The sequence below is a fragment of the Desulfomicrobium baculatum DSM 4028 genome (assembly GCF_000023225.1).
GTDB lineage: Bacteria > Desulfobacterota > Desulfovibrionia > Desulfovibrionales > Desulfomicrobiaceae > Desulfomicrobium > Desulfomicrobium baculatum.
The window spans coordinates 805,441-826,792 of the sequence record NC_013173.1; the positions used below are offsets into that span (position 1 = coordinate 805,441).

20 protein-coding genes and 1 pseudogene are annotated in these 21,352 nt (G+C 54.7%); 4 read left to right on the plus strand and 17 right to left on the minus strand.

Translation table 11 applies throughout. From position 1 onward, the window contains the following. Window positions 1-242: 242 nt before the first annotated feature. The 5 genes and pseudogenes from yjjJ to DBAC_RS03745 all read right to left on the minus strand — a co-directional run bounded on the left by yjjJ (window position 243) and on the right by DBAC_RS03745 (window position 3,450). Window positions 243-1,574: a type II toxin-antitoxin system HipA family toxin YjjJ gene (gene yjjJ, locus DBAC_RS03725; protein ID WP_015772949.1), complete on the minus strand. Its 1,332-nt coding sequence runs from the start codon at window positions 1,572-1,574 to the stop codon at window positions 243-245. A 388-nt stretch (window positions 1,575-1,962) separates the two neighbouring features. Further along, a complete protein-coding gene (locus tag DBAC_RS03730; RefSeq protein WP_015772950.1) occupies window positions 1,963-2,232 on the minus strand; it encodes a BrnA antitoxin family protein in 270 nt (89 codons plus the stop codon). After that, a complete protein-coding gene (locus DBAC_RS03735) occupies window positions 2,216-2,500 on the minus strand; it encodes a BrnT family toxin (protein WP_015772951.1) in 285 nt (94 codons plus the stop codon). Before DBAC_RS03735 ends, DBAC_RS03730 begins: the two co-directional genes overlap by 17 nt. Window positions 2,501-2,551: 51 nt before the next feature. Continuing rightward, window positions 2,552-2,992, minus strand: a pseudogene (locus DBAC_RS03740) (integrase core domain-containing protein); the annotation flags it as partial. A 149-nt stretch (window positions 2,993-3,141) separates the two neighbouring features. Beyond that, on the minus strand, window positions 3,142-3,450 hold the full coding sequence (locus DBAC_RS03745; RefSeq protein ID WP_015772953.1) for a transposase: 309 nt from the start codon (window positions 3,448-3,450) through the stop codon (window positions 3,142-3,144). Between the two features lie 224 nt (window positions 3,451-3,674). Here DBAC_RS03745 and DBAC_RS19755 point away from each other — a divergent pair, with 224 nt between their 5' ends. Continuing rightward, window positions 3,675-3,812 (plus strand): helix-turn-helix domain-containing protein, encoded by a 138-nt coding sequence (locus DBAC_RS19755; RefSeq protein ID WP_081434344.1) that lies wholly within the window; start codon window positions 3,675-3,677, stop codon window positions 3,810-3,812. A gap of 40 nt (window positions 3,813-3,852) precedes the next feature. Here the strand turns inward: DBAC_RS19755 and DBAC_RS03750 are convergent, their stop codons facing one another. From DBAC_RS03750 to DBAC_RS03765, 4 genes are read right to left on the minus strand one after another with little or no spacing between them, the layout of a single operon-like run. Next, window positions 3,853-4,191 carry a copper-binding protein gene (locus DBAC_RS03750; protein WP_015772954.1) on the minus strand — a complete coding sequence of 113 codons (339 nt, stop codon included), beginning with the start codon at window positions 4,189-4,191 and terminating at the stop codon, window positions 3,853-3,855. A gap of 35 nt (window positions 4,192-4,226) precedes the next feature. Continuing rightward, on the minus strand, window positions 4,227-4,706 hold the full coding sequence (locus DBAC_RS03755) for a cupredoxin domain-containing protein (RefSeq protein WP_015772955.1): 480 nt from the start codon (window positions 4,704-4,706) through the stop codon (window positions 4,227-4,229). Between the two features lie 10 nt (window positions 4,707-4,716). Beyond that, the gene (locus DBAC_RS03760; RefSeq protein ID WP_015772956.1) at window positions 4,717-6,129 is read right to left on the minus strand and encodes a multicopper oxidase family protein; all 1,413 of its coding nucleotides are present in this window, start codon (window positions 6,127-6,129) and stop codon (window positions 4,717-4,719) included. A 30-nt stretch (window positions 6,130-6,159) separates the two neighbouring features. Further along, window positions 6,160-7,587 (minus strand): TolC family protein, encoded by a 1,428-nt coding sequence (locus DBAC_RS03765; protein WP_015772957.1) that lies wholly within the window; start codon window positions 7,585-7,587, stop codon window positions 6,160-6,162. A 1,121-nt stretch (window positions 7,588-8,708) separates the two neighbouring features. Here DBAC_RS03765 and DBAC_RS03780 point away from each other — a divergent pair. Together DBAC_RS03780 and DBAC_RS03785 are read left to right on the plus strand one after the other, a co-directional pair. After that, on the plus strand, window positions 8,709-9,443 hold the full coding sequence (locus DBAC_RS03780) for a HupE/UreJ family protein (RefSeq protein ID WP_015772959.1): 735 nt from the start codon (window positions 8,709-8,711) through the stop codon (window positions 9,441-9,443). A gap of 15 nt (window positions 9,444-9,458) precedes the next feature. Continuing rightward, on the plus strand, window positions 9,459-10,139 hold the full coding sequence (locus DBAC_RS03785; protein ID WP_015772960.1) for a hypothetical protein: 681 nt from the start codon (window positions 9,459-9,461) through the stop codon (window positions 10,137-10,139). A 116-nt stretch (window positions 10,140-10,255) separates the two neighbouring features. Here DBAC_RS03785 and DBAC_RS03790 read toward each other — a convergent pair whose 3' ends face one another. From DBAC_RS03790 to DBAC_RS03810, 5 genes are all read right to left on the minus strand, one after another. After that, a complete protein-coding gene (locus DBAC_RS03790; RefSeq protein WP_015772961.1) occupies window positions 10,256-11,317 on the minus strand; it encodes an ABC transporter ATP-binding protein in 1,062 nt (353 codons plus the stop codon). After that, the gene (locus DBAC_RS03795) at window positions 11,314-12,918 is read right to left on the minus strand and encodes an ABC transporter permease (RefSeq protein ID WP_228644929.1); all 1,605 of its coding nucleotides are present in this window, start codon (window positions 12,916-12,918) and stop codon (window positions 11,314-11,316) included. Before DBAC_RS03795 ends, DBAC_RS03790 begins: the two co-directional genes overlap by 4 nt. Before the next feature lie 70 nt (window positions 12,919-12,988). Continuing rightward, window positions 12,989-13,990 (minus strand): Fe(3+) ABC transporter substrate-binding protein, encoded by a 1,002-nt coding sequence (locus DBAC_RS03800; RefSeq protein ID WP_015772963.1) that lies wholly within the window; start codon window positions 13,988-13,990, stop codon window positions 12,989-12,991. Window positions 13,991-14,604: 614 nt separating this feature from the next. Further along, the gene (locus tag DBAC_RS17620; protein WP_015772964.1) at window positions 14,605-17,214 is read right to left on the minus strand and encodes a response regulator; all 2,610 of its coding nucleotides are present in this window, start codon (window positions 17,212-17,214) and stop codon (window positions 14,605-14,607) included. Beyond that, a complete protein-coding gene (locus DBAC_RS03810; RefSeq protein ID WP_015772965.1) occupies window positions 17,198-18,343 on the minus strand; it encodes an ABC transporter substrate-binding protein in 1,146 nt (381 codons plus the stop codon). The genes DBAC_RS17620 and DBAC_RS03810 overlap by 17 nt, the downstream gene beginning before the upstream one ends. Window positions 18,344-18,729: 386 nt before the next feature. On the opposite strand from DBAC_RS03810, the gene DBAC_RS03815 reads away from it, so the two are divergent. Continuing rightward, window positions 18,730-19,194, plus strand: coding sequence for a relaxase/mobilization nuclease domain-containing protein (locus tag DBAC_RS03815; RefSeq protein ID WP_015772966.1), 465 nt, complete (start codon window positions 18,730-18,732; stop codon window positions 19,192-19,194). A gap of 477 nt (window positions 19,195-19,671) precedes the next feature. On the opposite strand, the gene DBAC_RS03820 is transcribed toward DBAC_RS03815, so the two are convergent. The 3 genes from DBAC_RS03820 to gvpU all read right to left on the minus strand — a co-directional run bounded on the left by DBAC_RS03820 (window position 19,672) and on the right by gvpU (window position 21,350). Next, window positions 19,672-20,184: a hypothetical protein gene (locus DBAC_RS03820; protein ID WP_015772967.1), complete on the minus strand. Its 513-nt coding sequence runs from the start codon at window positions 20,182-20,184 to the stop codon at window positions 19,672-19,674. Then, a complete protein-coding gene (locus DBAC_RS03825) occupies window positions 20,181-20,888 on the minus strand; it encodes a hypothetical protein (RefSeq protein ID WP_043810338.1) in 708 nt (235 codons plus the stop codon). The genes DBAC_RS03820 and DBAC_RS03825 overlap by 4 nt, the downstream gene beginning before the upstream one ends. 72 nt (window positions 20,889-20,960) lie before the next feature. Next, window positions 20,961-21,350, minus strand: a complete 390-nt coding sequence (gene gvpU, locus DBAC_RS03830) for a gas vesicle accessory protein GvpU (protein WP_015772969.1) — start codon at window positions 21,348-21,350, stop codon at window positions 20,961-20,963. Window positions 21,351-21,352 lie beyond the last annotated feature (2 nt).

Genomic DNA, 21,352 nt, shown 5'->3' on the forward strand with positions numbered 1-21,352 from the left:
ATCATCCCCTTTCAGTTCACGGCCCGACAAGGCCACCTCTTTTATTGCCGTATAAGGTGACACGACTGTTCATCCCTGCCAGATCAGGCATACCGAGTCAAAAGGCATGAAAGCGATTCATCAGCAGGATCGAGGTCTGGAGAAGTTCTTTAGCGCCTAGAAAAATCAGGTTGTTACAGCCTTGGACATCCCTTCTGGCCAGCCGATGCGTTTTTGTGTTTTCGAGTTGTGTTTCTGCTGGATCAACTGCGCGGACCTGACAAACGTTTCACCGGATTGCCCATCACCAGGAACTCTTTGAACTCCTGAGATAGCCTGCTGTCCTGGGCGACGCCGTCCCAGAAATGTTCGGCTGCACGCCGCACAGCGTCATATTCTTCCTCTGTTACGACGCGCCGCTCCGGATGCTTCGGTACGAACGCATATGGAGTCAGCTCGCCGCCGCTTTTCGGAGCAAAGCCCATGGCGCACATGTCGTAGGCCGGCAGCAGGTTGAACCTGGCGCCATCAATGGCGAAGCTCAGATTGCCCAGGTGCATGTCCGTGTTGTTGATCAGTTTGCCGAAGCACCACAGGCGTTCTGCGGTGGCGAAGTGTTCGCGTGCAATTCGCCCCGCGTCGCAGAGTCGTTGCAGAACGAGGGGCCAGTTGGAGCCCGCGCCGACAAACTCCGCGTCGATTGCTGCCAGCGAGACCATGGACGTGCGTCCGTGCTCGCCTGTCCGGTCAAAACGCCGGGACTCCAGAAACAACCTGTCGCCCACTTCGAGGAGTCGTGCTTTCGCAGCCGGGAGGCCATGTTTGCGCAACGTCTCCAGCGCATGGAATTCCGTGATCATGATGTCGCGCCAGCGTCGTGCGATTTCTGTGTCGCCGGGAGGTGAAAATTTGACGATGACGTGTTCGTTGCCGTGCTTGCTGAACACCGCGAATTTCGGCTGTTCGCCCCCGGCGGAGGATCCGGGAATGTCACCGGCCATGACTTTCTCCGCCATGTGGGCATACTCCGACTCATCAACGGCTGGCGGCTTTTTGCGTACGCGCAGCGCCGACTGCTCGCCGAATATCAGGTTGCCCGGTGGGTCATCCCCATTGGAGAGGAGAAACCTGCCGATATGCTCGGTGGTCCACCACTTCGGATCGGGCGGAAAGTCTGCGAAACGTTTATGCACTTCCCGGGCGATCTGCCGCCCCAGAAAACCCTGTGGCGCCATGTCGTAGAGAAAATAGGGGAGATCGTCGTGGAGTCCGTCGCCGGATTCGCCCAGCAAGAGTGTGGGCGCGCCGGGAAGAGCTTCAACATAAAACCGCCCGCTGACCAGCGGCCGAATGTGCGCAGTTGTCGTGATGTTTCCATCGGCGTCGACCGTGAACAAGGGCAGCCTGTCGCCCCCGCCGAAAGCGTTTTTGGCCAGGTGATATATGGGCGTCCGGCCAGCGCGAACCGTGACTAGCCTGTCTGCCAGTTTCTGGAGCTGACGGGATACGGCAGCCTGCGACATCCCTGTCGCGGCTTGAATCTCCCTGGAGGACGCGGCTCCCTGTTCGAGAATTTCCGTCAGCGACAAGGGCATGTGGTTGCCTCGTATTCAGATTTGGATAAAATCATGAATAGAATAATGAATATTATAAATATAAAAAAATGTTTTAAATTGAATAGATATAATTTTTATGAATGATAATATAGATAGGGCATTGAATAATAAATATGGATGAATAGTGCTGTTGTCAAATGCGACTGATCGCAAAGGGAGAAAGGGTGGGTTTGGCCGGGCGAGAGTGATGGGTGTGCCATCATCTTTCTTGGTGCAGGTTGGAGTTGAGGGGGCTTGCCGTTACACCCGTTCATCAAGAGATGATTATTTTGTTTTTTCCACCAAGGTCAAAGGGAGATTTATTTACAACGTTTCCGAACGTACCCGAAAAATGAACGATTGGGGGAGGAATTCAGATAAGGAGTAATCAAGGATTGGGACGCTTAGCCACGTCGGCTTCCAGTAGCATGCGCACGTAGCGCGTATACGGAATCCCTTTGGCCTTGGCCTTGGCTTTTACCGCTTCCAGTAGCCCTACAGGTATGCGCATGTTCAGCGCCGCAGCCTTCGGTTCTATTTCAAATTGCATCGGCTTGAAGCCGGAAAGGTCATACTGTGACAGGTCAGCCTGTGCGACGAACTCTTCGGCCTCTGCATCGTTACGCAGGGATGGCATCTGTTTAGATTTGGTTTTCATAGTGGCAGATCTCCTTCTTGTGCATGTAGCGGGCGCTGACAGGGCGCAGTTTTGTCCATCCGTCGATTTCCCTCAGCATGAAAACGAGGAAAACATAGCGTCCAGCTTGTGTTTTCCCGATGGCCCGCATGCGCGGCTCATCGGGGCAAGGATCGGGCATTACGGCAGGTTCACCGAGCAACACCTGCTCAATTTCTTCGCGGGACACGCCGTGCTTGCCACACTTTGGCCAGTTGCCGCTATCCCAATCGAAGCCTGCGATTTTCATTTTTTAAGTATAGTCATTTGTGTAGACGGATGCAACCCAATCAGGGATTTTTTATAATCCTTGTCCATCGATATGACCTGCCGGGAAACTTCGGACCACCCAATTCTTGAGGGTTTCCCCACGGTTCAGGTTTTTCCCATACTGCCGACAGAAATGTTCTGGCGTCATGTTGTTCAGGCTTGAATGCGGACGAATGGAGTTGTAGTGCCGCCTCCATTCATCGATCACAACCCGCGCCTCGGACCGACACCGGAACCATTCCATCGACAGACACTCATCGCGAAATTTGCCGTTAAAACTCTCGTTCAAACCGTTCTGCCATGGCTTCCCAGGCTCAATCAGCGCCAGATTCAGAGACTCCCGAGCCGCCCATTTGAGCAGCGCCTTCGACACGAACTCCGGTCCGTTGTCAGAACGCAGGCTCAGAGGGACTCCACGTTCGCTGATCAGGCGGGACAGCACCTCGATCACCCGGCCCGATCTGATACTGCCGTCAAAGGACGCCTTGATTGAAACGAGCAGGCGCCGGTCTTCACGCTGCCGTTTGCTCCCTCCTGAGTTGAGTTGAGCATAATAACGGCTCCGAGACACTCCCAACACGCGGCACATCTCCTTCACTCCGTACATGGAGCGGTGCTCGGTTATGAACCCGAATATCGATGCGGGTCCGTCGAGAAGATGGCCACTGCTTTTTTTAAAATGTCACGCTCTCGCTGAAGTCGTTCGTTCTCTTTACGAAGACGCTTCAGTTCGGCTTCTGGTGATTCCGGCGCATGACTGCCCACGAAGGCTGCGTCTTGATGGTCTCGATGTTTCTGCACCCAGCCCTTTAAGACGCCATACGTGATGCCCAGACTGCGCTCGACCTCGCGGATTCCCATGCCGTCCTCGATAACCAGACGGACTGCCTCTCGCTTGAAATTAGGATCGTACTTGCGATGACTCCTCATGAACACACCTCTCGTTCCCATTAGGGTAGTTGGTGTGTCCGCTAAAGTGAAGATAGCTCACTTCGCTCTGCCCCTTCCTGATCTCCATACGGACCACCTCGGCGTTCTTGGTGGAGAGGGCAGTGGTTTTGGCGCTGGGGCAATATATCAGCAAAAGGGACCTGTTCCCGTAGCTGTCTGGAGCCGGGGGCGAATACGGGCGTCCGGACAGCGGATTCGTCAACATGACGCTTGGGGAGCTGGAGCGGCAGGTCATCCTCGACGCCATGGACGCAGTCGGCGGGAACAAGAGCGAAGCAGCCAAGCGCCTTGGCATCACGCGCAAGACGCTGCACGCAAAGATGACCACGTATGGAGAGTGAAAATTCTTCGTGCGTTACCTAAACAGGCGACCAGCCAGGATCATAAATCCTTTTCCATGTCGGTAATTATGAGTGTTCCCCCCTCTTCGACAGCTCGGAAACGGACCTTGTCCCCGGTGCGCACCCTGTCCAGCAGCGCAGCGTCCCTGACCTGAAAAACCATGGTCATGGGCGGCATGTTCAGGTCCCTGATTTCCTCGTGCCGGATGGTTATCTTCTTGTTCTCCTTGTCGATCCTTCTGACCTCGCCCCGCGTCATATCGCTTTGCGCCACCACAAGGACAGGCTCTTGCAGCACTTGGGAGGACGCGAATTTGACGGGCATAAAGAACGAAAAAACGCACAAAATCATAAGTATGAAGCACACATATCTACGCATGGCATTCCTCCTGGATCAGAGAATTTGAAAACAGGTCATTTCCCGACAACACGGATGACTCCGATCATGCCCGCCTGATAATGCCCGGCGATGAGGCAGGCAAACTCGAACTCTCCGGGCCGGTTGAAATGCCAGACGACCTCGCCTTCCCCGCCCGGCGCGACATGCGCCATGTACGCCGCTTCATGCTCCATGTTCGGGTATCTGAGCATGAGCGCCGCGTGGGCCTTGTTGTCGGCCTGCGTGCCGATGACGAACTCGTGCATCATGAGGCCTTCGTTCCTGACGACAAAACGCACGGTCTCTCCCAGCCGCACTTCGATTTCATCCGGCACGAAGCGCATGGTGTCGAGCATGCGCACCTCCACGGTCCGGGTCACGGCGGACGCGTCGCCCGCGATTCCCCATTCCTGCTGTTCGCGCAGGTCGGGCGTGGGCGATTTGTGCTCCGATTCGTGACTCCATGCCGTGCCCGCACAGAACAGCAGGATCAAGGCCGCTCGCAACATAATCATGGTCGCCTCCTTATTCGTGCCCGGCGTGGCCGGGTTTGCGCACCTTAAGCTCGATCCCGTCGCCGGGTTCCTGCGCCCTGGGCATGGATGTGCCGCCTGGCGAAAAGTCCCTCGCCGGCTCGGCCAATGCACCGCCGAATTCATAGGCCTGCGTTCCGGGCGGGTGCCTGAACCACTCGGGATTTGAATAATCGCCGCGCTTCTGGTTCCGGCGCACCTTGACCACGCTGAACATGCCGCCCATCTCGACGCTCCCGAAAGGCCCGCGGCCGGTCATCATGGGGATGGAATTGTCCGGCAGCGGCATCTCCATCTCGGTCATGTCGGCCATGCCGCGCTCGCCCATGACCATGTAGTCCGGGATCAGTGACGTGATCTTGCGCGCAAGGCCGGTGTGGTCGACGCCGATCATGGTCGGCACGTCGTGCCCCATGGCGTTCATGGTGTGGTGGCTCTTGTGGCAATGGAAGGCCCAGTCGCCCTCCTCGTCGGCCACGAATTCGATCTGCCGCATCTGGCCCACGGCCACATCCGTGGTGACCTCGTACCAGCGCGTGCCCTTGGGGGTAGGGCCGCCGTCCGTGCCCGTGACCAGGAATTCGTGCCCATGCAGATGCATCGGGTGGTTGGTCATGGTCAGGTTGCCGATGCGGACGCGGACCTTGTCATTCAGGCGCACGTTCAGGGAGTCGATGCCCGGAAAAATCCGGCTGTTCCAGCTCCACAGGTTGAAGTCGAGCATGGTCATGATCCTGGGCGTATAGCTCCCCGGATCGATGTCGTAGGCGTTCAGAAGAAAGACGAAATCACGGTCCACCTCGTCGATCAGAGGGTGCTTCGCCTTGGGGTGCGTGACCCAGGATCCCATCATGCCCATGGCCATCTGCGTCATCTCGTCGGCGTGCGGGTGATACATGAAGGTGCCGGGCCGACGGGCCACGAATTCGTACACGAAGGTCTTGCCCGGCTGGATCGCGGGCTGGGTCAGGCCAGAGACGCCGTCCATGCCGTTTGGCAGGCGCTGTCCGTGCCAGTGGATGCTGGTGTGCTCGGGCAGCCTGTTGGTCACGAAAATGCGCAGCCGGTCGCCTTCTACCACCTCGATGGTCGGCCCCGGGCTCTGTCCGTTGTACCCCCACAGATGGGCCTTGAGCCCCGGAGCAAGCTCGCGCACCACGGGCTCGGCCACGAGGTGGAACTCCTTGACGCCCTTGTTCATGCGCCAGGGCAGGGTCCAGCCGTTCAAGGTCACCACCGGATTGTAGGGACGCCCCGTCGGAGGGTGCAAGGGCGGCATGGTCTCCGGGGAGGTCTGAACAACAGCCTCCGGCAGCCCGGCCAGGGCGACGCGGGTCACGGCCGACGCGGCCAGGGCTCCGCCCGCCAGTCCCGCCGCCTGCAAAAATCGTCTTCTGGAATTCATGTTGACCTCGCTGTCTCGTCCGCAAAAAACTCAGTGTCCTGCATCGCGGGCCTCCCCTTGCGGCGCGGGGCCTGCAAGTTCGCCGCCGCCCTCGGTGCCCATGATCACGGCCTCAAGGGCCGCGTCGGCCAGCCAGAATCCCTCCAGGGCGTCAATGCCGGCCTGCACCACGCGGATCCGTTCCCTGGCGTCGGCCAGCAATTCGAAAACCCCGATGAGCATGGCGTTGTAACGGTACACGTTCTCCTCGGCCATAACTTGCTGCAGGGGGATGATCTCCTCCCGGTAGTGACGGGCGATGTCGTGGGCGGTGCGGTACGCTGAGTAGCCTTCCCGCAGCCGGGACCCGGACCCGCGCAGGGCGACTTCGAGCTCATGGCCGGCGGCCAGGGTGCGCGCGTTCATGACCTCGCGTTTCATGCCGCCCCAGTCGAACAGAGGCAGGGTCACGTCCAGCTCGTAACCGCGTCCGGTGGCCCGGTCCCCGGAGTCGTTGTCAAACACCGTGTTGTGACGCAGCCCCGCCTCCACATCGACCAGGCTGGTCACGCGGCTGAGCCCCTGGGCCTTGGCCGCGGCCTCGAATTCGGCCTGCGCCAGACGCACATCGAGGTTGCCCGCCCGCGCCGCCGAACTCACGTCCTCCGGTTGGCGCGCGGACTCCGGCAGATCGGGGAGGCGAGCAGGCAGCATGAGCAGGGGGATCTGGGATTCGGAGAGGCCCAGCTGGCGGATAAGTTCCTCCTGGCGGGCAGTCATGGCGTGTCGGGCCAGGGCGAGCTGCGTGGCCGCGTCGGCGTAGAAGCCCTGCTGCCTGACCCGCTCGATGGTGTTGAAATTGCCGGCCTGTTGCATGCGGCGAGCCAGCTCGGCAGAAGCCTCGGCAGCAGCAAAGACCTGCCGCGCATAGCCGAGGCGCTCGTTTGCGGCCACGGCCCGCACCCAGGCACCGCGCACCTCGGTGACCTGCCGCACCACATCGCGGGTCAGCCTGTGTTCTGCGGCCGCAACGCGCGATTTCGCCACGCCCTGACGCATCGGAAAGGTCAGCAGATCGAGCAGCCCGACGCTCAGAAGCCGGCCGAACTCGACCTCATCCAGAATATGGAGACGCTCGAAGGAGAAGACAGGGTTTGCCAAGCGTCCCGACTGGGCCGCATCGGCCGCGCTTGCCCAATTCCGGGCCAGCAGGGCTTGAAATGAGGGGCTGTTCACCAGGGCCAGCTGCACTGCGGCCGGTTCGCTAAGCGGCCTGGACAGCAGTTCGGACGCCCGCAGGGCCATGGCGTCGCGCTGTGCGGCGTCGCGGCCCAGTGCGAGCTGGCCGTGGGTGAAGCCTGCGGCCTGGGTGTTGGTCCTGGCCACGGACTGATCGAAGTCCACCGTGGCGCAACCGGCCAGGCCGCCCAGCAGGACAAGAAGCGCACATCCCTTGCACAGGGCTGTCATCATGTTCATGGCGCGCTCCCGTGATCATGCGCCGGTTGCGAAGCGTCAGGGCCGGATCGCGGGGCAGTTTCGGCACCTTCAGACTCCGCCGCTTCCCGCGCGTATGTTCGCCATCCGCCCACTTCCCCTACTCGTTTGTTGGACTGCTGCCAGGGAGCTACTGGTTGATGGCGGTAAGGCTGATAACTCTCGAAAACAGATTCGAAGTTCAGGGAAGAATTCCGGTTCCTGTCATCTGCATGCGTCTTCGTCACCTGACCAGCGTGCGCCGGCAAGGCCGTAATGAACAAAAACACAAGGGTCTTCGTGAATAGGGTCATGAATTCCTCCAAGGTTGCGTTTTGCTCTTCGCAATCATTACCTTCTAAAAGGAAAAATCCCAACGTCAAGGAAAGTCTTCTATTAATGCGGCTCAATGCATTCAAAAAGGCCTGTCCAACTCGTTCCGGCAAAGTAAGCCGCGCAGCTATTCAAAGGCACATGAGGTTATCGAGCACGAACACGACCATGGCCACGACGAACTCCACGTCGCCTCTGATAAATCAGCCACCAGACATCGTCACAAGCAACTTTCTCACTCCCATCCCCACTCCCCGGACGTTCACCATCAGTATAGCTATTGAGACCGCCATCAAGTTGGCCTGCTGGGGACTTTGGTTGGTAAAGCCTTGGGTAGCCGGCCTTGATTTTCCAAAGGAGCACAGCTAGGAACCATAACCATTGATTGTCGGCCCTATTTGAGAATCTTTTGCTTAACAATATGCCTTGTAATATAACTGGTTCAAATGTTTTTTCGCTTCCAGGTTAAAGTATCATGTCTGATTGTGATTGTCGTGTTTATGATGCAGCTCACCGCTGTTGGTCATCAGCATGATAATGACGTGCATTTTGTGACTACACATTCGCATTTTGGAGATTCAAGTCATGTTCATTTTGATCATTTTGGAAGATCTTCAGATCGTCTGACTGTCAATTCTTTTTTTGGATCACTTCAATTTTTCACATCCGACGGCTACATTTCTTTTTATAAGTCAGCTCCTATTTCTTCGATAGACCGCCCTCCGGAATTTTGTATTTAGTTCAAATTTCTTAGTGAATTTTAGAATTTTAACTTTAATACAGGATTTTTTATGTATCATATCTTTGCTTTTGGCAGAGATGTGTTGCTGCGCAAATTGAAAAATGTGCGGCTGCCATTTCTGGCCTTATTGTGTCTGACGCTTGTCGGTACGGATGTTCTTGCCCATGGCGTCACAACGGGGGACAAGGGGTACATCCAGGCGATCAGCGGGGTGCAGCTCTTGCCGTTCATATATCTCGGCGCCAAGCACATGGTCACGGGGTACGACCATCTTCTGTTTCTGGTCGGAGTTATTTTCTTCCTCTATCGCCTCAAGGATATCGGAATATATGTCAGCCTGTTCGCCATTGGGCATTCTTCAACATTGCTGGCCGGGGTATTCATGGGCGTGAACGTGAACGCTTATCTCATCGACGCAATCATCGGCTTGTCGGTGGTGTACAAGGCGCTGGACAACCTCGGCGCTTTTCGACGCTGGTTCGGATTTCAGCCGAATACCAAGCTCGCAACAGTCGTGTTCGGTTTGTTTCACGGGTTTGGCCTAGCGACGAAGATTCAGGATTTCGAGGTGTCGCCGGACGGCCTGCTGGCCAATCTCGTCGCGTTCAATGTCGGCGTTGAGATAGGGCAACTGTTGGCCTTGAGCGGGATACTCATTGTCATGGGATATTGGCGAGGAACATCCAGTTTCACCAGACACGCCTATTTAGCCAATGTTGCGTTGATGACTGCCGGCTTCATGCTTGTCGGATACCAGATGACAGGTTTTTTCTTCGTCGCATAAATAAGGAGTTGATGCATGTATAACACGAATATGCCCGGCAGAAATGACTTGCCGACATCAAGACAGTTGATTCGCTCTACAGTTGTTGCAATGATTGTTGCGACACTGCTGCTTATAACCACAGTTTTGCCTGCTGAATACGGCATCGACCCTACAGGTGCAGGTGAAGTGCTGGGATTGACCGACATGGGGCGAGTCAAGATGGCGTTAGCCGAGGAAATGAGGGCGGAAAAAGAAATCGTGGCGGCCATGGAAAATGCGCCTGTCATGTCTGATTATGAAGTCGAAGCGGCCCAGGATTCTTTTGCGAGCGAGGAGGATGTCAGCGCACAGGAACAGTCAGAATCGGCTCTTGTTTTAGTAGACCCCATCATCACGAAGGATGAGATCAGTATAATCCTTGATCCGGGGCAAGGCGCTGAGATAAAATTGACGATGAATAAAGGGGCTTCTGTTTCATACAGGTGGCAGTCAGATGGCCCTGTCAATGTCGATGTGCATGGAGATCCAGTTAACGCTCCGAAAGATTTTTACCATGGATACGGTAAAGGAAAGAACATCGCAAAGTCTGAAGGAACAATCACTGCTGCTTTCGATGGAAAACATGGATGGTTTTGGCGTAACCGATCTGATAAAACGGTTAAGGTCGTGTTGGAGACTGAAGGAGACTATTCCGAGTTTAAGAGAGTTATGTAGCAGAAGTATTTAGCCTAAAGCTTAAAAATTAGATAATATAAATGCCACTGAATCCAAGAGTTTCAGTGGCATTTATATTTTTATGTTGCCGAAATAAATTAATGACGTCTTTTTTGTCAGTTCTGCACGCATTCCTTGGCATGGAGCGTTGCGGAGCACGGAAATACGACCAGATCTTCAAGGTCGGCTCGGATGCCTAACCAGTGTCCGACCGGATGATCATGATGACTCGGAATCTGCACGAGAACCACTTCCCCCGTGATGAGTTTCAACGAGTACAGAATAGTCGAACCGCGGAAGGCGCGTCCGACGACTTGCGCCTTCAATGGACTGGCGTCGTCGTGCAGGATGTCTTCGGGGCGCACGAGAACTTTGACGGCGGAGTCGGCAAGGTTTTTTGCGGCGAACTCTCCGAGGGCGCAGGTGAGCGTGTGTCCGAAGACCTTTCCGTCGATGAGGGAGCCCTCGCCAACGAAGCCTGCGACCTCAGCGGACGCGGGACGGTGATAAACGGCGTGGGGCGTATCCCACTGGTGCATGGTGCCGCAGGAGATGACACCGACCCTGTCCGCCATGGCGTAGGCTTCTTGCTGGTTGTGGGTGACCAGCAGAGCCGTCGTGCCGCGCTGCTTGAGGATGGAGCGGACTTCCATGGACAGGGATTCACGCAGGGATACATCGAGGTTCGAGAATGGTTCGTCCATGAGCAGCAGCCGAGGCTCGGGGGCCAGGGCGCGGGCCAGGGCGACTCGTTGCTGCTGGCCGCCGGAGAGTTCGTGGGGGTATTTTGAGCCTGCGTCGGGCAGTCCTACGGTTTCCAGCAGGGAATCGACGGTCCGGGCTATTTGCGCGGCGTTCAAATTTGAAAGGCCGAAGGCCACGTTCCGCGCCACGGTCAGGTGCGGGAATAGGGCGTAATCCTGGAAGACCATGCCGATGCGACGGTGCTCAGCAGGTACGAAACGCGGTCCCGAGACAACCTCGCCGTCAAGGACAATGCTGCCGAACTCGATGTTCTCAAAACCCGCGATGCTGCGAAGCAGAGTCGTTTTGCCGCACCCGCTGGGGCCAAGCAGGCAACCGATCTCCCCGCGATTCAGGGAAAACGTGATGTTGTCGACCACCGGACTGGTCCCATAGCTCTTGGACAGCGCTTCCACGCGCAGGAAAGTCGTCATGATTTGTTCCGTGTTTCGGTTTTTCCGGTCAGGAGCATGATGGGTACAAGACCCGCCGCGATCAGCACCAGAGCCGGTGTCGCCGCCATTTTCCATTCTCCTTCCGATGTGAATTCGTAGATTTTCACCGCCAGCGTGTCCCACCCGAAAGGCCGCATCATGAGGGTTACGGGAAGTTCCTTCATGACGTCGACGAGCACAAGGATTGCGGCCGTGAGGATGCCGGTGCGGGTCATGGGCAGATGGACACGCCTGACGAGCGCCGCACCGTGGCAGCCCATGGTTCTGGCCGCTTCGACGACCGAGGGCGTGATGCGTTGCATGGCGCTGTCGATGGATCCAAAGCCTGCCGCCAGGAAACGGACCGTGTATGCAATGACGAGCAGGGCCAGCGAACCCTGGATAAACGGGCTCATCGGCACCCCGGTAGTCGAGGCAATGAAATCGAGCATGGTGTTGTCGATAAAGGCGGCCGGAATGAAGATGCCCACGGCGAGGATTGTCCCAGGCATGGCATAGCCGAGAGTCGCAATGCGGATGATCCAGCCCGTTCCGGGGTTGCTGCGTCTGGCGAAAGCCAGCAGGAGAGAGACGGCGGAAGTGGCCACAGCCGTCATCAAGCCGAGTATCAGCGTGTCCTTGCCAAGCTGAAGATAACTCGCGGTGTTCGGCCCCGTGGCTTTCCAGGCCCAGAGCAGGAGTTGCAGACAGGGAACGGCGAAGGCGAAGACAAAAATCAGTGACGAAAGGGCAAAGGCAAGCCATTTAGCCGCACCGGTCAGGCGCAGGTGCAGCGCAGGCGTGCCCGACCTTCCGGCTTCGGTAAAACGGAGTCGGGCTCGGAAACGTTGCTCCAAGGCCAGCATGACAAGGACGAAGGCGACGAGCACTGCGGAGAGTTGGGAAGCGGCCTTGAGTGAAAACAGGCCGAACCAGGCCTTGTAGATCGCGGTGGTGAAGGTGTCGTAGTTGAAGATTGAAACTGCCCCGAAATCGGCCAGGGTTTCCATGCAGACGAGCGTCACGCCGGCCGCGATCCAGGGCCGGGCCATGGGGATGGCCACCCGGAAAAACGCTCTTGACGGAGAGAGGCCGAGTGTCCTGGCCGCTTCCATCGCGGTTCTGCCCTGGGTCAGGAAAGCGCTGCGGCAAAGCAGGTAAACGTAAGGATAGAAAGCCATCGAGAGGATGGCCGCCACCCCGAAGACATTGCGGATGTCCACGAAGCCCACGCCGGGCAAGACTTGCCTGATCGTCGTCTGCACGGGGCCGGCGAAGTCGAGCAGGCCAAGATACACGAAGGCGTAAACATACGGCGGCACTGCAAGGGGAAGCGTCAATGCCCACGAGAAGAATTTTCTGCCCGGGTAGTCGCAAACGGTCGTGAGCCACGCAAGGCCGACGCCGAGGATTGCGGTCATGGGGATGACCAGGGCCAGCAGGGCGATGGTGTTACCCACGAGATCGGGCAGGACATGTTCGGCCAGGTGTCGCCATATGTCCTGTTCCGGGGTCAGGAAGGAATACAGGAGAACCGCGACCGGGGTTACGGCCATGGCCGCGAACACGGATGCAGCCAGGAGCGTGCCGGGAGACTGCATGCGGAAGGTGCGGAGGCGGAGGGAGAGTCCCCCCGCCTTCGTTCTCATGTTCCGATGAGGGAATGCCATGTTATTTGTAGCCGACCCGGTCCATGAGCTTGATGGCCTGGGTCTGATACTCGCCGTATTTGGCCACGTTCAGGGTGCTGGCCTTGAAGTCGCCCCATGCGGCCACTGCGGAATCGGCGGGCACGGAGGGGTTTGCAGGGTATTCCATGTTCAGTGCGGCGAACATGGATTGCGCCTCGCCGGAGGAGAGCCATTCGAGAAATTTTACGGCCTCTTCCCTGTGCTTGGCGTGGGTGGTGATACCGGCCCCTGAGACGTTGACATGGACGCCGGTCCCGGCCTGATCGGGCCAGAAAAGAGCCAGCGGAGCATCGGGTTTCTCTTTCATCAACTTTCCGAAATAATAGGTGTTTACGATGGTTACGTCGCCTACGCCGGCAGCCACGGCCTCCATGGCCTGGTTGTCATTGGCGAAGGGTGCGACGGGGGTGTTTGCGACCCAGCCGGCGACGACGCGTTCCGCTTCGGCCTCGCCGAGTTCGGCAATCAGGGCCGCCACGAGGGACTGGTTGTAGACCTTTTTGGATGTGCGCAGCAGCAGCCTGCCCTTCCATTCCGGACCTGCCAGGGCGGCGTAGGTACTCAGGTCGGCGGGCTTCACCTTTCCGGTGTTGTAGACAATGGTCCTGGCGCGTAGCGACAAGCCAAACCACTTGTTGCCCGGGTCGCGCAGGTGGTCGGGAATGTTGGCTGCAAGGGTTTCGGATTGCACGGGCGAAATTACGCCGGCCTCGCCCGCCAGCCAGAGGTTGCCGGCATCGACGGTGATCAGCATGTCGGCCGGGGTGCGTTCGCCCTCGGCTTTGAGCCGCTCAAGGAGCACCGGTTCCTTGTCGGTCACGTACTGGATCTTCACGCCCGTCTTGGCCGTGTACGCATCGAAAAGAGGCTTGATGAGCTGCTCCGCGCGAGCGGAGTAAACCACCAATTCGCTCGCCGTGGCAGGGAGGGCGGTCAAGAGGGTCAGGGCAAGGGTCAGCAGGGAGGCAATTTTTTTGTTCACGGTAACTCCATTCGGCGCTCTGCGCCTTGATTTTTGCTGTTTAGTCAAACTAATCTAAATGGTTAAAAATTAATAAAATATTTTTTTTCAATTAAATTGTTTAGCATGTTTAACTTTTATGACGCGGAAATGTCGTCATGCCATGCGTGCTTGAGGTTTATTTGTAAAAAAAGTTAGGCGATGTCAACTTTTTTAATTGCCGACAAGAATGATTTGAATCAAGCGATCTGAATTAATTCGATATTGTCAATTTGAGCGCAGCGTTAGCTGTGAGACAAGTGGCGTCGCGGCAATAAGTGCAGCGTGCTGGCAGGGTTGCGGACTCTAATCTTTTCGGTGACACCGGACCTGCGGTCATTGGCTGGCCTGAGGGTGTCAAAAGAAGCGCTGACTTTTTTTTGAGTGAAGGCATCCAGATCTTTGAAAAATGACAATAATGCACGCTTTATTTCATTTCTTATCTCAGGGAATTTGAATGTAAATAACTCCACTGAAACATTCTTTTTTACGCAATCAGTAAATTGAAATCAAAAAGTTGGTATTTTATCCGGCTCTTCAATAATATCCAGCTTGGTTTTCACTGGTTAACTTCTCCTTTTTTCGTAATAAAAAAACTACTGCACTTCGCCCTTCCCCAACTTCTGTGCCCGCTCCAACGCCTTCTTGAGTTCTACGACCTGCACCGGCTTAGCGATGTAGTCGTTCATGCCAGCATCCAAGAATTTTTCCCGGTCTCCGGCCATGGCATAAGCGGTCAGAGCGATAATGGGGATGCTTCGCTTCGCCTCCGGGGTAGCGGAACTGCGGATGAGGCGGGTGGCTTCGATCCCACCCATCACCGGCATCTGGATGTCCATGAGGACTGCGTCGAAGTCGTGCGCGCCGAGCAGATCCAACGCCTCTTCGCCGTTCCTGGCTATCGACACCGTGTACCCCGCTTTTTCCAGCAGTTTACGGACAGCGAATTGTGTCACCTCGTCGTCTTCAGCCAACAGTACCCGGCCATTGGCCGTGGCAGATGCCCCGATTTCTGCAGGGGCTTTTACGACAGCAACGCCGAGGGCCTTTCCTACGGTCACGCAGAAGCTGAAGGTCGTCCCCACTCCAGTCTCGCTTTCGACGGCCATATTCCCGCCCATGAGGGTCACGAGATGCTTGCAGATGGAGAGGCCCAGCCCAGCGCCCTGATGGCTCTTGGCGTACCCTTGGCTGACCTGAGTGAATGGGGTGAACAGGTTCTTGAGATCCTTGTCGGAAATACCGCACCCGGTGTCCGAAACCGAGAAGAAGATACGAAGCTGGCCTGGGTGTTTCGCGGGCAGGGGGTAGGCCTCGACATTGACGTAGCCGGTCGTGGTGAACTTGAAGGCGTTGCCGATGAGGTTGCCCAGCACCTGCTGCAGGCGAATGGGGTCCCCGACGATGGAGTTCGGCAGGCCCGGATCGACGTGATGCCTGAGTTCCACCCCTGACTGGACTGCCGTGGGCACGAAAAGGTCCAACACCTGGACAAGAGTTTCATGCAATCTGAAGGGTTCGGACTGGATATGCAGTTTTCCAGCCTCTACCCGCGACAGGTCGAGAATATCCGAAAGGAGCCGGTTCAAACGATTGGCTGATTGCAGGGCGAGCGTGCAGAACTGTTTTTGTTCCTGGCCTTCGGCCGAGGTTTCCAGCAACTGGAGAATTCCCATTACGCCGTTCAGAGGGGTTCGGATTTCATGGCTCATGTTGGCCAGGAATTCCGATTTGGCCTGGCTGGCCGACTCGGCGGCCTCCTTGGCTCTCTCCAACGCTTGTTCCGCATTCTTGCGGTCGGTGATGTCCTGCACCATGCCGACGGAGCGGATGACCGTGCCTAGGGCATCCCGCTCATGGACGCAGCGTTCGATCACAAAACGGATTTCTTCATCGTCCCTGCGCACGATGCGGTGCTCGATTTCGTAGCTTTCCCTGCTTTCCTCGATGGAGGAGGCATAAGCATGTTCAACGGCGGCGCGGTCGTCGGGGTGCACGATGGCCAGGAACCGCTCGTAACTAGGCTCAAAGTCTTCCTGCGTCGCGCCAAAGATGCGGTAGGCCTCGTCCGACCATGTCAGGCGGTTGTCGGTCAGGTCCAGCTGCCAGCTGCCCATGTGGCCTATATTTTGGGCCTGCTCCAGGATGGCCTGGCTTGTGCGCAGCCGTGCTTGACTCTCCAGGATGGCCGAAATGGCCTGACGGAATTCCCGTTCGATGAGGCCCAGTTCCTGGAAGGGAGCCGGCTCAGGCGGGGCGGGCTGTTGCGAGGCAGCCAGTCCGGTCATGGACTTTGAGAACTCCACGATCGGGCGTATGATCCGCAGATTCAGGGTCCGCCTTACCGAGAGGAAGAGGATCAAGAAGTAGGCGACCAGAAGGATCTCGATGGTCGCCACGATCTTGAGGGTGTCGGACATGGCCTGCCATAGGCTCGTGGACAGGATGACCTTCCACTGGTGTCCGGGCAATTGGGCGACGGTGTCGGACACGAAGCTGCGGTCCCTGAAGGCTAGGGCGCTGAACGTCTCTGCTTCGGAAGCCTCCTTGAATATGCGCCAGTCTCCTATGTTGGTCTGCTGGCGCACTAGGGCCATGTCCGGGTGCGCGATGAGGTTGCCGAATCCGTCGGTGACTGCCACCACTGTTCCGTGAAGGTCCAACGAAAAATGTTGCAGATGTTCAAGCAGGGCGTCAAGATTGAGCTCCCCGGCTATCATTTTCCCCGAAACGGTTTTCGCCCGCATGAGGATAGTCAGACTGCCCGTAGCAGAAGAATAGAGCGGCCGGGACATGGTCGAGTTCGATTCCGAAGGAAAGAGGACAGGGAAGTCCACTCCCACGAACCCAGGCGGGTGTGTGAACCGCACGATGCCGTCCGCATCGACCAGGACGATGCGCTGGAAACGGGTCAGGGATTCCTGCGTCTGCCTGATGGCTGCGTGGAAGTGGTCGGGATCGCTCCTGCCCTCAAGCCGTGCAAGTGAGGCGAGGTTCGAATGAGCATCCGAAACGAAGATGTCGAGGTAGCGGCAGAGCGCGGTCGCCAAGTGTTCGTTGGTTTCTCTGGCATTATTGACGCCTTCCGCGAGCAGGGCGAGTCCGAGAGCGAAGACGACAATGATGCATGGGACCAGCAACCATACGGCCAAGGTCCCGCGCAACAGGGAAACTGCTGGTACAGGCGCTTCAGCGGATCGTTTCATGGGTTCGGAAGTCTCTTCCGGTGAATTCGATGATGTAGTGGTCCCGGATGACATCGCCGAATTCGTCCAGGCGGAAAGGCGCGATGACGCCCGGGAGTTCCGGGAGGGTCTCCATGGCGGCCGGAAGGCCGTTGGGATTCCCTGCGGCCTTGAGCATCCCCTGCAAAAAGACCTGGGTCGCCTCGTAGGATAGGGCTGCGGCAAAATTCGAGGCATAACCGAAGCGTTGCCGGTAACGCTGCTGGAAAGACAGGTGCTCGGGCCTCGTGTTGTCTTCACTGTATCCCATGCCGAAAATCCATCCGCCACAGGCTTGACCGCAATCCACCACGAGTTCCCGGGTGGCCGCCCACATGGTGCTATAGACAGGGATCTTCAGGCTGCGAGATACGAAGGTTTTGGCCAATTTGGAGGCGTCCCGGGAGGAGAGGCTGACGAAGATCGCATCTGGAGCGAGTCGCTCGATTTCTGCGGTGATGGTTTCCCAGGATTCCAGGGAAGAGGAATGGATATTCCAATCCTTGAGCAGCGTCCCCCCGAGTCGCACGAATTCGGAACGAAAAGCATCCCTGTAAGGGCCTGAAAAAGCATCGTTGTCCATGTCGGCGACGATTATCACCGTGCGCAGCCCGGCTTTTTCAGTACCATAGCGGGCGAGGGCTCTGGCCCATTGGGCGTTTTCGCTGAGGACCCTGAAGAAGAGGTCCTTTTTTCCCGTCAGCAAGGGCGTGCTCACGGTAGGCGAGATAAGTGGCAAGCGGTGTCCCGAGGCTTGTTCGAGGGCGGCTTTGGCCACGCCGCTGGTCATGGGGCCGATGATCGCCACGGCTTTGACTGCGGCCAGCCTGTCCACGGCCTGGCGGGCGCCGTCGGGCGTATTGAGGTCGTCCTCGGCCATCAGCCGGAATGTTACTCCCGGGACTAACTCCCGGGCGTTTGCTTCTTCCAGGGCCAACTGTGCCCCGTTGCGCCCCTGGACCCCAAGGTCGGAATACTTCCCTTCCAAAGGGCCGAGAAACCCGACTGTCACTTCCGAATGGTCCGAGCAGGCCTGCAGGAGCAGGCAGAGGAGCAACACTGCGAGGCGTATGCGGGTGATGATTCCTTGTGATAGTGAGCAGGGGTACATTTTAGTTTGCTGGCTGATTGTTTCGTTGAGTTGCGGGTGTATCAGACGCTTTCAGTTCTCGTGCTTTTAAGCAGTTAACTTGGGCAAGACGATGATGTTGCTTCATACAGGGAACTATCCACCTTGAAGAGCTCTGTGCCTTTTAACTATCTTAATGGACAGGATTAATCCTGGCGAGTGAACGAACTATCGGTCTTTTGCAGCCTTTTTTGCAGTGGTGCAATAGTAGGCGTTAGGCTGAACTTATCAACTATTCTATCATCTCCGGATTTACAAACGATATTCTGTAACTCCTCTGGGATAGACCCAGGATTCTTGACTTTTTGTGCTGTTTGAGAAGATCGGGGCGAATGGAGCGATTCTCGCGTCGGGGCATGAGTGCCGACATGTCTTCCGTGGCCTGTGCAGAGGGGAATCCTTCAAAGTCGTTCTGTCCCGAGGACGAGGCCAAACTGACTCTGAAATATTTCCTGGCAACCGAAAGCGAGTTTGCGCACGCGTTGGGCTATGGCGATCATCAACGTCTTTGCGGCGTGCATAAGAATACCAGGCAGATGCATCTGCATGGTGCATACAATATGATCCATCCGGAAAAGTTGACGAGATATGAGCCGTACCGGGACTATCACAAGCGGGACAAGGTTTGCCGGGAGCTGGAGCGTCGTTTTGACCCCGGCAGGGTTCCTTATGAGAAATTCACCCAAGGAAATCCCTACGTTTGGATGGCACTAACTTGGGGAGGTTTACAATCTGAACTGAACATGGGTGTACTGGGCGCTAGGCCCTTGGACGGTGAGCGAAACCAAGGTGCCGCGTCGGGTGGCGCGGGAAAAAAGAAAGGTTTCGGGTAGTCTGTAACTACGCGAAACCTTTTTCAGATCTGGTGCCCCCACCATGACTCGAACATGGGCAAACCAGGATTAGGAACCGGTAAAAGCTCCGGGAGTTAGCCAGACACCGATCGGATTATGTTGGATTACAGGTATGTTATCATTGGAAAGGTGGCGTTTTTTCTTATAGGAATCGAACGTCCGACGTCTTGATTACGAATAAAATAAAATCAGGAAATCAGATTCTTCACTAATTGATCATTCACCTGTATATTTCACTGATTGTCCTCCCCGTCCTACACAATTACGTGTGCATTTGGTGTGCAGAATTATGAAGTGTTTAATGTGACGGATAGTGGTTGCGCACTAACACGAAGATCTTTGTCTGTGTATTCACTAGGCTTGATGGCAAGGCATTTCAGATGACGCCAAAGCTTTAGATTTGAAATTTTTTTATAGTTCGTTTCGGCCAAGCCTTCCTGTTTAAAAATTCCGGCCTCATTTCTTTTTTGCCGGTCGCTTCTTCACTTCATTCTTTTCATCAAGAATTTTCTTTAGCTCAGTAATACTTTTTGTCATATCATTCATTTTGCTTAATGATGAGGATATATCATCTTTGTTTCGCTTGATATCGTCGCTTAACATTTTGATTTTATTGGGAACATAGTAAAGTTGTATAAAAAAAATTGCTATAGAGACAAAAAGTGATATATTTAAATATGCCTTATATTCTTCTATAGGAAATGGAGAAAAAATTATAATTAATAGAGTAATTATTAATATTAGTGGAACAGTGCTAAAAAGATAAACAATTCTTTTATTGTGCAGGTCGCTATATGCATCGCACAATTTTTGCGTAACATTGTATATCTTTTCACATTCATCCAGTCTTTGTTTTATTTGTTGAATATTTGTAGCTTGAATAGATAATCCCAGGAAAAGCTCATGGGTTTGTCCGTATGTTGGAACATCCGCCAACGATGATGAATCAACGGCTTTAATCTGCGTCACGTTAAGTCTCCAACACTCATTTCTGCTACAGCCTGAATTTTAGACTTCACGATGTTAGCTATTTTTGATGTGCTAGTACGCTTTGTATAATTTTGTGCTGAATTTATATCCAACAAAACGTGCACTTTTTTCTTTTCAATACCATTCTCTGAAATCAGCGCCTCTTGGAATTGAGTTAAATTGTTTATTTGAATTCCATCAAAGACTTCTTTTTTGTTGAATTTAACAACAATTTCCTCTAATACGCCGTACTCATTTCGTAAAAATTTTTCACAAATCCATCGAGGAGGGTTTTCTGACTCTATAGAATATTGAGATATAAGCCCAATACGCCCTATTCCTGTATTTTTGAATTTCTCAATAATCTTTAATGCATATTTTGAAAATTCATCTATGCGATATTTATCAACCTTGTTTGACATGAAATCAACTCTATTTCGTGTCATATTTATTCCATATCCACATTCAGGATCAAAAGATTGAATTACGGGAACCTCTGGAGGAGCATTTTTATCATTAATAAAAGGTAAAATTGTCGGGAGTATTTTTATTTTATCATCGATTAATTTTTTCAATTCCATGTATTCGGTTAATGGGTCTCCTTCTAATACAATATCTATCAAAGCTAGTTGCAAATGCAATAATTCCATTCCATTCCCCTTTTTTTGTTCGCAATTTTGATCAATAAATTTTTTACTGATCATTTTTTCCATATGCTAACGGTAATCTACTTGCCAATTGACGCCTGGTTAATTGATCATCATGGGGCTGACGATTCATTCTGTGTTCATTTTGGTAATTTTTCCAAAGTTGAACCCAGAAACGTCTTCAATTTTAATTCGTGTATAAACGCCACCATTACTTGGTATAGAGGATCTTCCATCGCTAAAATATTGAGCATCGCGTAAGTGTATAAATTCATATTTTGATGCTGGTTCATCGGCGACTGATTTTTCATCTTTTATTAATTTTTTATCGTCTTCTGTGCTTGTATCTTTCGCACTTTCGTACAGTATTCTTGTAATTTCGTTATGTTCAAAGAATTTTTTACCACTAATTATATAGCCAGATACAACGAATCCGCCGACAATTAAGGTGATGTCAACCTCTGGAAAAGCCTCTTTTTCAGCCATATCAATTATAATGCCAAGCAAAATATCTTTCATTG